This window comes from Nocardioides sp., from assembly GCF_964229035.1.
GTDB lineage: Bacteria > Actinomycetota > Actinomycetes > Propionibacteriales > Nocardioidaceae > Nocardioides.
In genome coordinates this window covers 129,906-144,757 of sequence record NZ_CAXRAZ010000010.1, presented here as the reverse complement: position 1 = coordinate 144,757, position 14,852 = coordinate 129,906, and the positions used below count along the sequence as shown (strand labels likewise).

Sequence of the window (14,852 nt, the reverse complement as noted above, 5' to 3'; positions counted from 1 at the left end):
GGGGGCCTCCCGGGCCCGCCGGAGGGGTGGGTTTGGCCGCCACACCGCAACATTTCGGGCGGTTGAGCTGCGGTTTGCCACCAATCGACGCACATCCGCATCCCGCCGGCCCGCCACACTGACCCCATGACCACCCCGCCGGCCGACCTCGTCACGGTCCTCCGATCGGCGGGGTGCGTGTTCGCCGAGGACGAGGCGGCGCTGCTCACCGACGCCGCGCCGCCGGGGCCCGAGCGCGACGCCCTGGTCGCGCGGCGCGTCGCCGGCGAGCCGCTCGAGCACGTGCTGGGGCGCGTGGAGTTCGACGGTGGCACGGTGCTGCTCGGGCCGGGCGTGTTCGTGCCGCGCCAGCGCTCGGTGCTGCTCGTCGAGGTGGCCGCCGCGCTCGACCCCGACGTGGTGGTCGACCTGTGCTGCGGCAGCGGGGCGCTGGGGCTGGCGATCGCGCGGCGGTGCCCGGGAGCCGCCGTCCATGCCGCCGACGTGGACGACGAGGCGGTGCGCTGGGCGCGGCTCAACCTCACGCCGGTGGGCGGGCACGCCCACGTGGGCGATCTCGACGCACCCCTTCCGGCCACCCTGCGCGGCCGGGTCGACGTCCTCGTCGCGAACGTGCCGTACGTGCCGAGCGCCGCCGTGGCGGACCTGCCGCCGGAGGCGCGCGAGCACGAGCCGCTGCGCGCGCTCGACGGCGGAGGCGACGGGCTCGACGTCCTGCGCCTCGTGGCGGCGCGGGCCCCGCGCTGGCTGCGACCGGGCGGCACGCTGCTCAGCGAGGTCGGCGACGACCAGGTCGAGCCCGCCCTTGCCCTCCTGGACGACGCGGGGCTGGCGCCCGCGGTGCACCGCGACGACGAGCGCGGAGCTCTGGCCGTGAGCGGCACGAGCACCGCGGGAGGCACCGCGGGGGTCAGGCGCACCTGACTCACCGGGCCCTGAACCCGCCCTTACCGAGCCCTTACCCGAGCGGCACAGGCTCGAGGACGAAGGGCCGGCAGCAGGCCAGCCCCCTCTCGGTAGGAGTCACCCATGAACGCATCCGCCCGCTCCCGCGCCGGCTTCGCCACGCTGGCCGCGGCCGCCCTCGTGTCCGGCCTCGTCGGCGTCAACGCCGCCGCGGCCGTCACCGGTCTGCCCGCCGCCGACGCCGCCCCGCTCGCCGCGGCCGCGACCCCCGGATCGCCCAGCCCCGCCACCGTGGCCGACCTGCAGCACGCAGCGGTCACCGAGGCCTTCGCCTACGCCTCCTACCGGGCCTACGCCACCCAGGCCGACGCGGACGGCGACCCGGTGGCCGCGCGCGTGTGGCGCACCATCGCCGACGTCGAGTACCACGACCACTTCGTCAAGGAGGGCGAGCAGAGCGGGCTGGTGGGCACCAACCGCGAGAACGTCACCGCCGCGCTGCGCTCGGAGCGCCAGGCGCAGGCCGACTACCGCCGCTGGATCGCGGACGCGAAGGCGGCCGGGTGCACCAGCGTGGCGAAGGCGCTGCGCGAGATCCGCCGCGACGAGGCCGGTCACGCCCGCCTGCTCGAGCAGGCGCTCGGCACGGTGCGCGGCGACGACGGCACGGGCGACGCGGAGGTGCCGGTGGGGCCGTCGTCCACGCCGGTGGCGACCCGCCGCACGGCGCCGGCGTGCGCCGACGCCACGGTGGCCGCCGACCTCGCCGACGCGCTGAACTCCGAGGCCACCGCCTGGGCCCAGTACGACCAGTGGGCCGACCACGCCGCCAACACCGGCTCGCCCCGCCTCGCCGCCCTGTTCGCCGCGATCGGCGCCGTGGAGCTCGACGAGCACTTCGCCACCGAGGCGAACCTCGCCGGCCTCGTGGGCGACCGGGCCCACAACCTCGCCGCCTCCATCGCCAGCGAGCAGGACGCGATCATGATGTACGGCCGCTACGCCACCGCTGCCGACGCCCGCGGCGACGCGACGGCCGCCGACCTCTTCCGCGAGGTGCGCGGCGACGAGCAGGGGCACCTGCGCTCGTTCCAGGCCTTGCGCGGCGAGTGATCCACGCCCGCGACAGCGCGGCCCGTCGTCCCCCCCCTCGTGGACGACGGGCCGCCCGCCGCGCCCGGCTCCTCACCCGTCCACTCACCCGTCCACTCACCCGGCCAGTCACCCGAGCGCTCACCGGGCCCCTTGGCAGCGCGTTCCTACACTGGCGGCGTGCGCATCCTTCTCGTGGAGGACGAGCCGGACCTCGCCGGTTTCGTCCGGGATGACCTGGAGGCCGACGGCTACACCGTCGACCTCACCGACGACGGCGAGGCGGCCCTGCGCCGCGCCGCGGACGCCGACCTCGTGGTGCTCGACCTCGGGCTGCCGCAGTGCGAGGGCCTCGACGTGCTGCAGCGCCTGCGGACGCGTCGTCCCGAGCTGCCGGTGATCATCGTCTCGGCCCGCGGCGCGGTCGACGATCGCATCCGCGGTCTCGACCTCGGCGCCGACGACTACCTGGCCAAGCCGTTCTCGCTGGCCGAGCTGGGTGCTCGCATCCGCTCCGCACTGCGCCGGCCCGACCAGACCCGCGCGAGCGTGCTCGAGGCCGCCGGCATCGAGGTCTACCTGCGCAGTCACGAGGTGCACCGCCACGGCAGCGAGATCGAGCTCACGGCTCGGGAGTACCAGCTGCTCGTGTTCCTGATGCGCCACCGCGACCAGGTGGTCTCGCGCCAGCAGCTGCTGCAGGCCGTGTGGGACCTCCCCTACGACCCCGGCACCAAGGTGGTCGAGGTCTACATCGGGCAATTGCGACGCAAGCTCGGCCCCGACGGCGCGGACGTCATCCGCACCGTGCGCCAGGCCGGCTACCGGCTCCGGGACCGGTGAGCGCACGTGCCCCGGAGCATCCCAGGGATGCGCCCTCGCAGCCTCGTCGTCCGCCTCGCCCTCGCCGCGGGCGTGCTCGCCGGCCTGAGCACCGCGGTGGGGGTGATCGTGGTCGAGCACTCTGCGACCCAGCGCCTGGTGAGCGAGCTGGACGCCGACCTCGCCACTCAGCGACGCGAGTGGCAGGCGCTGGCCGATCGCCATCCGGCCGCCACGCCGGCCGAGCTCGACCGCCTCGGCCACGAGTGGCTCGCCGAGCAGCACGAGCACCCGCTCACCCAGGTGCAGCTCGTGCGGGTGAAGGGCGAGCCCGTGCTGTCGAACCAGCCCGACCTGGCCGCGCGGGCCTGCGCCGCAGCGCTGCGACCCACCCCCCGCGGCGGCCACTGGCTCATCGACTCCCCGCCCGGCATCAGCACCGCCTTCCTGGACGACGGCGAGCAGGTGCGCGTGCTGACCCTCCCCCTGCGCGGGGCGGGCATCGGCGGCCCGGGACGCGACATCGGTGAGACCCTGCCGATCGGCACCCTGCAGGTGGCCGACTCGATGGCCGGCGTGCACGCCGCCCGGGCCCGCTGGGAGCACGAGACCCTCGCCCTCGGCCTTCCCCTCTCGGGCGGCGCCGGACTGCTCGTGGCACTCGCCGCGCTCGTGCTGCTGCGGCCGCTGCGTGCGGTGGGCGAGGTCGCCACCCGGGTCGGCGACGGCGACCTCGCCGCCCGCATCGGCCCGCGCGCAGGTCGATCGCGCGAGCTCGCGCGCGTGGGCGACGTCCTCGACGGGATGCTCGAGCGCGTGCAGACCACGGTGGCGCGCGAGCGGCGCTTCGTGGCCGACGCCTCCCACGAGCTGCGCACTCCGCTGGCCGTGCTCCGCGTGGCCGCCGAGCGGCTCGCCGGGCGGGTCGGTCCCGAGCGACGCGGCGACGTCGACGACCTCATCGTGCGCGTCGACTCCCTCGGACGCCTCGTCGACGACCTGCTGACCCTCGCCGTCACCGACGCCGGGGCGAGCGCGGGTGCCGGCGCGCTGGTGCGTCGTCCACTGCGGGTGGGCGACATCGTGGCCGACCTCGAGCGCGACCTGCCGCTCTACGGCGAGCGGCGCTTCGTCGTCCTCGGGTGCCCGGGGGTGGTGGACGCCGACCCCGACCGCCTCGCCCAGGTGGTGCGCAACCTCGTGGTCAACGCCGTGCGCCACACCGACACCGACGGCTGGATCGAGGTGCGCTTCAGCGCTGCCGGCGCGCGGCTGCGCGTCGAGGTGCAGGACGACGGCACCGGCATCGAGCCCGCGCTGCTGCCGCACGTCTTCGACCGGTTCCGCTCCGAACCGGCACGCACCAGTGGACGACGCGGCGCCGCCGGCCTCGGACTCCCCATCTGCCGCGCGCTCGTGGAGGCCCACGGCGGCACGATCACGGTGGCCAGCACCCTCGGCGAGGGCACCACCGTCACTTTCGACCTGCCCGGCTACCGGGCCTGAGGACACCGCGAACACCATGGACGCCGCAGCACCCGACACCCCCGACAGCCCCGACCAGCCCGACCAGCCCGGCCAGCCCGACCAGCCCGACCAGCCCGACCTCGACGACCTGGCGCGTCGCGCTGCCGCTGGCGATGCCGCCGCCCTCGACGACCTGCTCGCCGCGATCTCACCGCGGGTCCGCCGCATCTGCGGGCGGATGCTCCTGCACCCCCAGGACGCCGAAGAGGCCGCGCAGGACGCCCTGCTCAAGGTCGCCACCAGCCTGGGCGGGTTCGACGGCCGCAGCCGCTTCACCACCTGGCTGCACGTGGTGGCCTCCAACAGCGCCCGCTCCACCTACCGCAGCCTCAAGCGCCGCGCAGCCGAGACGCCGGTCGAGGAGTTCGCGCCCCGCGTGGACGCCGACCCCCGCACCACCAGCGTCATCGCCGGCACGCGTCTCGACCTGCTCGAGGCCCTCGAGACCATCGCCGCCGACCGACCCGAGCTCGTGGAGCCGCTCGTGCTGCGCGACGTGCAGGGTCTGGACTACGGCGAGATCGCCGAGGTGCTCGACCTGCCCCTGGGCACGGTGAAGTCGCAGATCCACCGGGCGCGGGCCGCCGTCCGCCCGCTGCTCGCCGACCGGGGCTAGACGCGTCCGCGGCCCTTCCGCTCCGTCCGCGTGCGTCGTACGGTCGGCTCACCCCCACCGGAAGGCACCCCCATGAGCCGTCGGAGCCCCCGCCTCCCCCGCTTGCCCCGCCTCCCCCGCTTGCCCCGCCTGTCCCGTCGCCTCCGCGCACGCGTCGGCGCCGTCGTCCTCACGGGGGCGCTCGGTGCTGCGGGCACGGCGCTCGCACCACCCGTAGCCCGGGCGACGCCGACGGCCGACCCGACGCGCTACTTCATCACCCTCGGCGGCACCTGCGACCCCACCGGCAGCTCCTACGACCGCGTCGACCTGCGCGGCGGCGTCCGGGTGCGGGTCACCTACCCGGCCTCCGTCGGCACCTGGCTGCTGTGCAACGACCGCGTGCCGTTCCAGCGCAGCGTCGGCATCGGCGTCGCGGCCGCACGGGAGGCCCTGCTCGCCACCTACGCCCGCGACCCGCAGGGCGAGTTCGTGCTGGTGGGCTACTCGCAGGGCGCGGAGGTGGTGAGCCTGCTGCTCGCCGACATCGCCGACGGCAAGGTCGCGGTGCCGCCGGCACAGGTGCGGGCCAAGCTGTACGCCGACCCGATGCAGCCGGGCACCGGGATCGGCGCGACGGTGCCGAAGGGCCTCGGCGTCCCGATCATCGACTTCGTCTCCCCCGGGCCAGGCCGCACCATCTACGCGGGCGGCATCCGCTACACCCGCTACTGCATCGTCACCGACGGCGTCTGCGACACCCGCCGCCCGATCCTGGGCGCGCTCGGCTACTTCACCCAGCACCCCCAGTACCCGGCGAAGTTCTTCGGCACCATCGCCGACGGCGTCTACCTCGACGCCGTGCAGTGGCTGCCGAAGCAGTAGGCCGAAGGGCCCGAGGAGCCGGGGGGCCGCGGCGCCGAGGGTCGCCGATTGGTGGCAAACCGCAACAAAACCGCGCGAGATGTTGCGGTTTGGCGCCAAACCGCAACCCTCCGGCGGCGCGTCGACCGACCGCCGTCAGTCGCGCAGATACCCCGCCGCGAGCGCCGCGGCGACGGCACTGAGCTGGGCGATGAGGACGTCAGCGTCGCCGGCGAGGTCGCCGGCGCGCCAGGCGAGCATGGCCTCGACGAATCCGCCGATGCCCACGAGCACGTTCATCCGGAAGGCCTCGGGGTCGGCTCCCGGGCGCAGCTGCGGGCGGGCGATGTCGAGGAACAGGCCGACCATCATCTGGATGCTGTCGCGGCGGCGCTGCTCCAGCACGGCGCTGCCGGCGTGGTCGCCGAAGAGGATCTGCGCGCGGTGGGGTTCGTCGCCGATGCGGTGCACGACGTGGGCGAGCACGGCGTCCAGCTGGGCGAGTGGGCGGGCGTCGGCGTGGGCGGCGAAGATCTCGTAGAAGGCCGCGAGGGTCTCGTCGCGCTGGAGGTCCCACACGTGGGCGAGCAGGGCGTCGCGGTCGGCGAAGGACTCGTAGAAGTAGCGGTCGGTGAGGCCGGCGCGGGCGCAGACGCCGCGCATCGTCACCGCCGCCCAGCCGCTCTCCTGCCAGATCTCCAGCGCCGCGGCCACCAGCGCCTCGCGTCGCTCGGCACGGCGCTGGTCGGCTGACTTCCCGCCGTAGCGCCGGCGTGGACGACGCGCACCCCCCGCCCCGGAGCTCGCACCGGTGCCCGCGCCGTCGTCGAGGCCCCGGGGCGCGCCGTCGGCGGGTCCGGGCTCGGGCGCGGAGGCGGCGGAGGGGGCGGAACCGGTCACGCCGAACATCTTGACGGCATGTGCCCTCAGAATGCAATGTGACGGCATGCGCCTTCACAAACGCCGCGAGCACGGCTGCTCGCTGCGCAGCCAGGTGGCCGCCGACCTCACGTCGGTGACGCTGCGCCCGCTCACGGGCCTGGTCCCGCTCAACCGAGCGGGCATCGTGTTCTCCCGCCGCCTGGTCGCCACGAGCCTGTGGGCGTTCGGGCCGCCGCTGCGCGGCACCCGCATCGTGCGCGTCGACCACCCCGCCGCAGGCACCGCCGGCGCAGGATCGGCCGGCCCCACCGCTCGCGGCGAGTGGGTGCGCGCCCGCGACGCCGTGCGGGAGGACGCCGTCGTCCTCTACGTGCACGGCAGCGCCTACACGATCTGCTCGGCCCGCACCCACCGCGGGCTCACGAGCCGCCTCTCGGCGCGCACCGGCCTGCCGGTGTTCTCCTGCGACTACCGCCTCGCGCCCTCCCACCGTTTCCCGAGCGCTGCGGACGACGTGCGCGCCGCCTACGAGTGGCTCGTCGCCGAGGGGCACGACCCCGCGCGCATTGTGCTGGCCGGCGACTCCGCCGGCGGCCACCTGATCGTCGACCTGGCCCTGGAGCTCATCCGCGAGGGGCGTCCCGCGCCGGCCGCGCTCGTGGCGTTCTCGCCGGTGCTCGACCTGACGATGTCGCTCGCCGCCGCGCGCGAGCGCATGCGCCGCGACCCGATGATCACCTCCGCGAAGGCCGCGCGCATGCTCGACCTCTACGTCGACGGCCACGACCACCGCGCGCCGCGCCTGCGCTTCACCTTCGCCGGGGCCGACGTCTTCCCGCCCACGCTCGTGCAGGCCGGCGGCCGCGAGATGCTCGCCGCCGACGCCATCGAGCTCGCCCGCGCCCTGAGCACCGCGGGCGCCGAGTGCGAGCTCGAGATCTGGCCCGGGCAGATGCACGTCGTCCAGGCGCTGCCCCGCGTCGGCCCCGAGGCCGACGCAGCGCTCGAGCGCGCCGCCGGCTTCATCGACTCCCGCCTCGACGCCCTCGCCCGCCGCAGCACCCTCACCCTCGTCAAGGAGGCCTGATGGCCAGCCCGCTCCGCTCCCGCAAGCGCACCGGTCACGCCGGTGCCGTCGTCACCGGCGCCGCCAGCGGCATCGGCCGCGCCTTCGCCACCGAGCTCGCCCGCCGCGGCGGTCGCATCGTGTGCGCGGACGTCGACGAGGCCGGCCTCAAGGAGACCGTGGGCCTCGTCGAGAAGGCCGGCGGCGACGCCACCGCCGTGCTGTGCGACGTGGGCGACCTGGCCGACGTCCAGCGACTGCACGACACCGCGCTCGACTGGCTCGAGCGCACGCCCGCCCTGGTGATCAACAACGCCGGCATCGGCGCCGGCGGCCACCTCGTCGGCGACGCCCCCATCACCGAGTGGCGCCGCACCCTCGACGTGAACCTGTGGGGCGTCATCCACGGCTGCCACGTGTTCGCGCCGGGCCTGCGCGCGGCCGGGCACGGCGGCATCATCAACGTGGCCTCGGCCGCCGGCTTCACCGCCGCTCCGCGCATGGCCGCCTACAACGTCAGCAAGGCCGGCGTGGTGAGCCTCTCGGAGACCCTCGCCGCCGAGTTCAGCGGCACCGGCGTGGCCGTCACCGTGCTGTGCCCGACCTTCGTGCGCACCAACATCTTCGGCGGCGAGCTGATCGATCCCGGCGCCGCCGGCATGGCCAAGCGCATCGCCTCCTTCGCGGGCTTCTCGCCCGAGCGCGTCGTCCGCACCACCCTCGACGCCCACGACAGGGGCCGGCTCTACGTGGTCCCCCAGCCCGACGCGCAGCTGCTCTGGCGCACCAAGCGTCTGCTGCCCGCTCCCTACACCGCCGGCGCCGGGCTCCTCGGGCGCTTCCTGCCCGGCCCCGAGGCACTGCCCGACCACCCCACTCGCTCCATCCCCGCCAGCCAGGAGGACGCCCGATGAGCACCGCCACCCGTGAGACCGGCTTCGACTTCGACGCCATGCTGCAGACGATCAAGGACAAGCAGTGGTCGCTCGCCGACATCGACTGGGACGCCCCCGGCGCCGAGCTGATGACCGACGAGGCCCGGGCGAAGATGAAGCCGTTCATGGCCGACCTCGTGTGGATCGAGCACGTGGGCGCGCGCGGCTTCGCCTCGCTCGCGAAGAAGGCGCCGACGCCGACGATCCAGAAGATCTACGAGTACTTCCACGCCGAGGAGCAGAAGCACGCCAACGCCGAGCTGGCGCTCATGAAGCGCTGGGGCATGCTCGACGAGCACGGCAACCCGCCGGAGCCGAACATCAACGTCAAGCTCGCGATCAAGACCCTCGACGACTTCGGCGACACCCTGCCGCTCACCGGCCTGGCCACCCTCATCCCGCTGCTGGAGTGCGCGCTCGACGGCGCCCTCGTGAAGTTCCTGCTCGACGAGGTGCAGGACCCCATCTGCCACGAGGTCTTCCGCCACATCAACTCCGACGAGGCCCGCCACATCGCCGTCGACTTCCAGGTGCTCGAACTCATCGGCGCCGGGCCGCTGCACAAGCTGCTCATCGAGTCGGTGGCACTGCTGCAGCCCCAGGTCGTGCTCGGCCTGATCATCGTGTTCACCCCGCTCATCAACAAGATGCGCGACAACATCGTGGCGATGGGCCTGCCCGAGCAGAAGCTCTACAACGCCGTGAAGCGCTTCGCCACGATCGGCGGTCGCGGCCCGCACACCGCGCGCATCCCGGCCTACCACGTGCTCAAGGCGCAGGCGGCGATGGTGATCGACCGCTCCTCGCCCTACCACCGCCTGCTCGCCGACCCGATGGTGAAGATCACCTCGCTCGTGCCGGCGCGACTGCTCGGCAAGCCCCAGTCGTGGGTCGACGAGCTCACCCACGAACCGGTAGCGTCGTGAGCGCCCCCTCCCGCTCGGGAGGCGCCCGCGAACCCCGCGCCCGGACGACGCGCGCTCGCCGCCCTGGGGGGGCGGCGGGCCCGCGCATCGCGCCGGAAGTCTTCGCCGGGGAGGTGCTGCGGCCCTCCGAGCTGGCCGGCCGCGCCTTCACCGGACGACGCGTCGCGGTGCTCGCGCCCGGGCGCGAGGCCGCGTGGATCCTGCCCGAGGTCGCACGCACCGCCGCCTCGGTGAAGGTGTTCCAGGAGGGACCGGACTGGCTGCTGCCGCTGCCCCTCCCGCTGCCGCGGGTCGCGGTGCCGGTGGCCGGTCGCCTGCACCTGCGCCTCGCCGTCCGCGACCCGTGGCTGCGCCGCCGCCTCACCCCCGACCCCCGCTTCAACCACCACCGGGCGCGGGTCGACGGTCGTTACTACGCCGCGCTGCAGCAGCCGCACTGCACACTGTTCACCTGGCCGATCTTCGCCGTGGTGCCCGAAGGGGTGCGCACGGCCGAGGGCATCGAGCACCGCGTCGACGTCCTCGTGGTGGGCGAGGAGTCGACGCTGGCTCCGCTGCTGTTCCCCGACCCGAGCGCCACCGCTCGCGCCGCCGGCTCCCGAGAGGACCTCCCCGCATGAGCACCCGCACCACACGCGCCCCGCGAACCGATCGACCCGAGCGACCCGCCGCCGCCCGCGAGGTGCCCGACCACGAGGTCGTGATCGTCGGCGGCGGCTTCTCGGGCATCGGCACCGCCATCGTGCTCGACCGCGCCGGCTTCTCCGACTACCTGCTGCTCGAGGCCGGCGACGGCCTCGGCGGCGCCTGGCACTGGAACACCTATCCGGGCGTGGCGGTCGACATCCCGTCCTTCGCCTACCAGTTCTCCTTCGAGCAGATCAGCGGCTGGTCGCGGGTCTACGCTCCGGGCGCCGAGCTCAAGGCCTACGCCGAGCACTGCGTCGACAAGTACGACGTGCGCCGCCGCACCCGCCTGCGCACCACCGTCACCGCCACCACCTTCGACGACGCCCAGCACCTGTGGCGCATCGACACCGCCGACGGCGCCACCATCACCGCGCGCTACGTCGTCGGCGCCACCGGCGTGCTGACGCAGCCGAAGCTGCCCGACATCGAGGGCCTCACGGAGTTCACCGGCACCCTCATGCACACCGCGCGGTGGGACCACGACGTCGACCTCACCGGACGACGCGTCGCGATCGTGGGCACCGGCGCCTCCGCCGTGCAGGCGATCCCCCACATCGCCGAGGACGCCGCCCACCTCACCGTCTTCCAGCGCACCCCCATCTGGTGCCTGCCCAAGCCCGACGCCCCCCTGCCCGGCCCGGCCCGCGCGGCCCTGCGGATGGTGCCCGGCGCCAAGCGGATCTCGCGCCTGGTCAGCCAGACCTTCGTCGAGGCCACCTTCCCCGTGGCCGCCCACTTCGCCGGGCTCGTGCCGATGGCCAAGGTCGGCGAGCAGATCGGCCACGCCTACCTCCGCCAGGCCGTGAAGGATCCCGTCACCCGCGAGAAGCTCACGCCGCAGTACGCACTGGGCTGCAAGCGCCCGAGCTTCTCCAACAGCTACCTGCCCACCTTCAACCGCCCCGACGTGGCGCTCGAGACCACGTCGATCGAGGCGGTCACCGCCACGGGCGTGCGCACCGCCGACGGCGTCGAGCACCCGGTCGACGTCCTCGTGCTCGCCACCGGCTTCAAGGTGTTCGAGAAGGGCAACATGCCGCCGTTCACGGTGCGCGGCGCCGACGGCATCGACCTCGACAAGTGGTGGGAGGAGAACCGCTTCCAGGCCTACCAGGGCGTCTCGGTGCCGAACTTCCCGAACTTCTTCACCATCCTCGGGCCCTACGGCTACAACGGGTCGTCGTACTTCAACCTCATCGAGACCCAGAGCGCCCACATCGTGCGGGCCCTCACCCACGCCCGCCGCGTCGAGGCCACGCGGGTCGAGGTCACGCCCGAGGCGAACGCCGCCTATCTCGAGTCCGTGCGCGGACGCCGCAAGCACCAGGTCTTCTACCAGCCCTCCTGCGGCCTCGCGAACAGCTACTACTTCGACGACCACGGCGACGTGCCGTTCCGCGCCGCAACGACGCTCGAGACCATGTGGGCGGCCAACCACTTCCCGCTCGACGCCTACGCGTTCACCGGCTGAGGCGGGTCGCCCGGGGCGTCGGCGTCAGATGCCCCAGGCGACCCGGAACTCCTCGGGCGTGAGCTCGTCGAACTGCTCCCCGATGAGGCCCATGAGGACGCCGGCGTCCTCGGCGCCGCTGACGGGCACCGACAGCTCGGCCACGCCGTCGTAGCGGCGGCGGACGACGACCACCCCGGCGCTGCTCAGCTCGAAGGTGCCGCCGGTGCTCGCGCACCACAGGTCGAGCGCCCCCGCCACGAAGCGACGCACCCGGCCGCGGCGGGGCGGCTCGAGCCCGAGCAGGTACACCTCCCCGGCGGTGGCGGGGTCGAGCACGTCGGTCACTCCCCCAGTCTGGCACCCGGCGCCGACCCGGCCGCACGGCGCGACCGGGAACCTTCACCCTGCGGCGTCCCTCCGGTCACCCGGCGGTCGGGTGGGGCTGGTGGGCTGTTCGGGTGAGCGCCGTCCTCGAACCGACCTCGAGCCCGGCGGCTCCCGCCGCCGACCGGCGACGCCGTCCGAGCGGCTCGCTCGCCGAACGCTGGCGCGCGCTGGCTGCGCCGCCGCGCATCGTCGGCCTGGACGTCGCCCGCGCCCTCGCCGTGATCGGCATGGTCGGGGCCCACCTCGGCGGTCTCGGCAACGACCAGCTGCTGTGGTGGCGGCCCTCGACGTGGGAGACGCTGGCCCGCGGCTACCCCTCGATCCTGTTCGCGCTGCTCGCCGGCATCTCGCTGGCCCTGCTGAGCGGACGCGACCGACCACCCAGCGACCCCGACGCGATCCGTCGGCTGCGCCTGCGCCTCGTCGGCCGCGGTGCCGCGATCTTCGCGCTCGGCGCGGGCCTGGAGCTGCTCGGCACGCCGGTGGCCGTCGTCCTCGGGCTCTACGGGGTGGTGTTCGTGATCGCGCCCCTCTTCGTGCTGTGGACGACGCCCCGCCTCCTCGCCGCAGCGGCCGGGCTGGCGCTCCTCGGACCGCTCGCGGTGGCGGTCGTGCGGCTGCTGAGCCTGGGCTCCGACGGCCCGAGCGTCGGGCTGGTGCTCGGCTACTTCCCCATCACGGTCTGGCTGGTGCCCGTGCTCATCGGGATCGCGGTGGGGCGCGCGGGCGTGACGCGTGCCGGCGTGCTGCGCGCGACCGCGGTCGGCGGTGTGCTGCTGGTGGCCGCGGGCCGACTGCTCGCCACCCTGACCCCCGCGGCACCGGACGCCGACCCGCTGGCGGCCGAGCGGGCGACCTCCTACCTCGAGCGGGTGCACGCCCGCGGCAGCCTGCGCGGCCTGCTGCACGACTGGCTCGCCGCCGGCGCCCACTCCGGCGGGCTGGCCGAGATCCTCGACGGAACCGGTGCCGCGCTGGTGGTCGTGGCCCTCTGCGTGGTGATCGGGCGCCGGGCGGGTGTGGCGCTCGTGCCGCTCGCCGCCCTCGGCACGCTCCCCCTCACCGGCTACGCGGCGCACCTGCTCGTCGTCAGCGCGGTGATGGGCGGGCCAGGCGGCAGCATCGGCGGCAACGCCTGGCTGTGGGCGGGCACCGCACTCGGGCTGGTGGTCGGCTGCCTGGCGTGGGCGCTGCTGGCGGGCCAGGGCCCGCTCGAGCGCTGGGTCGCCCGCGTCGCCGCCCGCTTCGCTTCCTGAGCGGGCGGGGCGGGCGGCGCCGCGATCAGCTGGCGGTCTCGGGCTCGCGGTGCACGGCGCCCACGCCCTCGACGGCCTCCTCGATGGCCTCGGCGGCCTCGGGGGTGACGGGCACGACCTCGACCTGGGTGATGCGACGGCCCTCGATGCCGGTGACGCGCAGGAGCACGCGGTCGACGTCCACGCTCTCGTCGACCTCGGGCACGTGGCCGAGGCGGGCGAGGAGGTAGCCGGCGACGGTCTCGTAGTCGCCGTCGGGCAGCTCGACGCCGGTGGCGTCGGCGAAGTCCTCGATGGTGAGGCCGGCCGACACGAGCACCGGGCCGCCGGGGGCCTCGGCCTCGACGTCGCCGGGCTCGGGGGCGTCGTACTCGTCGCGGATGTCGCCGACGATCTCCTCCACGAGGTCCTCGAGGGTGACGATGCCGTCGGTGCCGCCGAACTCGTCGACGACGACGGCGAGGTGGGCGCCGGCCTCGCGCAGCGTGGCCACACTCGGCAGCACGCGGTTGGTGCCGGGCAGGTGGAGCACCTCGCGCTGGATGTCGGCGACCGTCAGCACGGCCGGCGCCTCGCCGGCGGCCTGGGCTGCCATCACCCGCAGCAGGTCGCGGGCGTGGAGGAAGCCGGTGACGTCGTCGAAGTCCTCACCGATCACGGGGTAGCGCGAGTAGTGCTGGTCGGCGATCCAGTGCGCGGCCTCGGCCAGCGGCATCGCGCCGCGCACGAAGACGACGTCGCCGCGCGGGCGCATCACCTCCTTGAGCGTGCTGCGCGTGGCGGCGAAGACGTCGCCCAGGATCTGGCGCTCGTCGGCGTCGAGGCCCTCGTGGCTGCTGACCATGTCGCGCAGCTCGTCCTTGCTCACCTCGTCGGAGGTGGCGTTCGGGTCGCCGCCGAGCAGGCGGACGAGCGCGTTGGTCGAGACCGACAGCAGCCAGATGACGGGGCGCATGACGGTGGCGAAGCGGTCGAGCGGCGGGCCGGTGAGCAGCGCCACCTGGCTCGAGCGTTGCAGCGCGAGCCGCTTGGGCACGAGCTCGCCGAGTACGAGGGAGAGGTAGGCGATGAGCAGGGTCATCACCACGATCGCCACGGTGTCGGCGGCGTCGTCGGAGAGGCCGAGGTCGGCCAGGTAGGGCGCCACGTCGGGCGCGAGGGTCGAGCCTCCGTAGGCGGCGGAGAAGAAGCCGGCCACGGTGACGCCGATCTGCACCGCCGACAGGAAGCGGTTGGGGTCGCGGGCGATGCCGGCCACCCGGGCACCGCGGCTGCCGCGCTGCTCGAGCTGGTTGACCTGGCCCTCGCGCAGCGACACGAGGGCGAGCTCGGTGGCGGCGAAGACGCCGCCGATGAGGACGAAGAGCACGACCAGGGCGAGGTTCACCCCGGTCTGGACGTCGATCACCGCCCACCTCCCGGCTGCTCACGCAGGCTCGTCAGAGGCGGAC

Annotated in this window: 15 protein-coding genes; 12 read left to right on the top strand and 3 right to left on the bottom strand. The window is 74.5% G+C overall.

Going from position 1 to position 14,852, the window contains the following annotated elements; genetic code table 11:
• The first annotated feature begins 126 nt into the window (after positions 1-126).
• The 6 genes from ACERUN_RS04100 to ACERUN_RS04075 all read left to right on the top strand — a co-directional run bounded on the left by ACERUN_RS04100 (position 127) and on the right by ACERUN_RS04075 (position 5,827).
• Positions 127-924, top strand: a complete 798-nt coding sequence (locus ACERUN_RS04100) for a putative protein N(5)-glutamine methyltransferase (protein WP_370288461.1) — start codon at positions 127-129, stop codon at positions 922-924.
• Between the two features lie 105 nt (positions 925-1,029).
• On the top strand, positions 1,030-2,019 hold the full coding sequence (locus tag ACERUN_RS04095) for a ferritin family protein (protein ID WP_370288460.1): 990 nt from the start codon (positions 1,030-1,032) through the stop codon (positions 2,017-2,019).
• A gap of 159 nt (positions 2,020-2,178) precedes the next feature.
• Positions 2,179-2,841, top strand: coding sequence for a response regulator transcription factor (locus ACERUN_RS04090; RefSeq protein WP_370288459.1), 663 nt, complete (start codon positions 2,179-2,181; stop codon positions 2,839-2,841).
• A 27-nt stretch (positions 2,842-2,868) separates the two neighbouring features.
• Positions 2,869-4,326, top strand: a complete 1,458-nt coding sequence (locus tag ACERUN_RS04085) for a sensor histidine kinase (protein ID WP_370288458.1) — start codon at positions 2,869-2,871, stop codon at positions 4,324-4,326.
• Positions 4,327-4,342: 16 nt separating this feature from the next.
• Entirely contained in the window at positions 4,343-4,963 is a 621-nt protein-coding gene (locus ACERUN_RS04080; protein WP_370288457.1) for an RNA polymerase sigma factor, read from the top strand.
• A gap of 120 nt (positions 4,964-5,083) precedes the next feature.
• A complete protein-coding gene (locus ACERUN_RS04075; RefSeq protein ID WP_370288456.1) occupies positions 5,084-5,827 on the top strand; it encodes a PE-PPE domain-containing protein in 744 nt (247 codons plus the stop codon).
• Positions 5,828-5,962: 135 nt separating this feature from the next.
• Here the strand turns inward: ACERUN_RS04075 and ACERUN_RS04070 are convergent, their stop codons facing one another.
• The gene (locus ACERUN_RS04070) at positions 5,963-6,706 is read right to left on the bottom strand and encodes a TetR/AcrR family transcriptional regulator (protein ID WP_370288455.1); all 744 of its coding nucleotides are present in this window, start codon (positions 6,704-6,706) and stop codon (positions 5,963-5,965) included.
• Between the two features lie 46 nt (positions 6,707-6,752).
• Here ACERUN_RS04070 and ACERUN_RS04065 point away from each other — a divergent pair, with 46 nt between their 5' ends.
• The 5 genes from ACERUN_RS04065 (at position 6,753) to ACERUN_RS04045 (ending at position 11,776) form a co-directional block, all read left to right on the top strand.
• Complete coding sequence (locus ACERUN_RS04065) at positions 6,753-7,775, top strand: alpha/beta hydrolase (protein WP_370288454.1); 1,023 nt, start codon at positions 6,753-6,755, stop codon at positions 7,773-7,775.
• Positions 7,775-8,668, top strand: coding sequence for an SDR family NAD(P)-dependent oxidoreductase (locus ACERUN_RS04060; RefSeq protein ID WP_370288453.1), 894 nt, complete (start codon positions 7,775-7,777; stop codon positions 8,666-8,668). Before ACERUN_RS04065 ends, ACERUN_RS04060 begins: the two co-directional genes overlap by 1 nt.
• Positions 8,665-9,615: a ferritin-like domain-containing protein gene (locus tag ACERUN_RS04055; protein ID WP_370288452.1), complete on the top strand. Its 951-nt coding sequence runs from the start codon at positions 8,665-8,667 to the stop codon at positions 9,613-9,615. Before ACERUN_RS04060 ends, ACERUN_RS04055 begins: the two co-directional genes overlap by 4 nt.
• Positions 9,616-9,728: 113 nt before the next feature.
• A complete protein-coding gene (locus tag ACERUN_RS04050) occupies positions 9,729-10,235 on the top strand; it encodes a hypothetical protein (protein ID WP_370288451.1) in 507 nt (168 codons plus the stop codon).
• Positions 10,232-11,776 (top strand): flavin-containing monooxygenase, encoded by a 1,545-nt coding sequence (locus ACERUN_RS04045; protein ID WP_370288450.1) that lies wholly within the window; start codon positions 10,232-10,234, stop codon positions 11,774-11,776. Before ACERUN_RS04050 ends, ACERUN_RS04045 begins: the two co-directional genes overlap by 4 nt.
• Before the next feature lie 24 nt (positions 11,777-11,800).
• Here the strand turns inward: ACERUN_RS04045 and ACERUN_RS04040 are convergent, their stop codons facing one another.
• Positions 11,801-12,103: a hypothetical protein gene (locus ACERUN_RS04040; protein ID WP_370288449.1), complete on the bottom strand. Its 303-nt coding sequence runs from the start codon at positions 12,101-12,103 to the stop codon at positions 11,801-11,803.
• 113 nt (positions 12,104-12,216) lie between these two features.
• Between ACERUN_RS04040 and ACERUN_RS04035 the strand changes: the two genes are divergently transcribed.
• Positions 12,217-13,401, top strand: a complete 1,185-nt coding sequence (locus tag ACERUN_RS04035; protein WP_370288448.1) for a heparan-alpha-glucosaminide N-acetyltransferase domain-containing protein — start codon at positions 12,217-12,219, stop codon at positions 13,399-13,401.
• A gap of 25 nt (positions 13,402-13,426) precedes the next feature.
• Here ACERUN_RS04035 and ACERUN_RS04030 read toward each other — a convergent pair whose 3' ends face one another.
• Positions 13,427-14,809 carry a hemolysin family protein gene (locus tag ACERUN_RS04030; RefSeq protein ID WP_370288447.1) on the bottom strand — a complete coding sequence of 461 codons (1,383 nt, stop codon included), beginning with the start codon at positions 14,807-14,809 and terminating at the stop codon, positions 13,427-13,429.
• Positions 14,810-14,852: the final 43 nt, after the last annotated feature.

Excerpts from the sequence above, each read along its gene's own strand:
- ACERUN_RS04055 (WP_370288452.1), top strand. The coding sequence starts at position 8,665 with ATGAGCACCGCCACCCGTGAGACCGGCTTCGACTTCGACGCCATGCTG.
- ACERUN_RS04060 (WP_370288453.1), top strand. The coding sequence starts at position 7,775 with ATGGCCAGCCCGCTCCGCTCCCGCAAGCGCACCGGTCACGCCGGTGCC.
- ACERUN_RS04045 (WP_370288450.1), top strand. The coding sequence starts at position 10,232 with ATGAGCACCCGCACCACACGCGCCCCGCGAACCGATCGACCCGAGCGA.
- ACERUN_RS04065 (WP_370288454.1), top strand. The coding sequence starts at position 6,753 with ATGCGCCTTCACAAACGCCGCGAGCACGGCTGCTCGCTGCGCAGCCAG.
- ACERUN_RS04080 (WP_370288457.1), top strand. The coding sequence starts at position 4,343 with ATGGACGCCGCAGCACCCGACACCCCCGACAGCCCCGACCAGCCCGAC.
- ACERUN_RS04100 (WP_370288461.1), top strand. The coding sequence starts at position 127 with ATGACCACCCCGCCGGCCGACCTCGTCACGGTCCTCCGATCGGCGGGG.
- ACERUN_RS04095 (WP_370288460.1), top strand. The coding sequence starts at position 1,030 with ATGAACGCATCCGCCCGCTCCCGCGCCGGCTTCGCCACGCTGGCCGCG.
- ACERUN_RS04085 (WP_370288458.1), top strand. The coding sequence starts at position 2,869 with ATGCGCCCTCGCAGCCTCGTCGTCCGCCTCGCCCTCGCCGCGGGCGTG.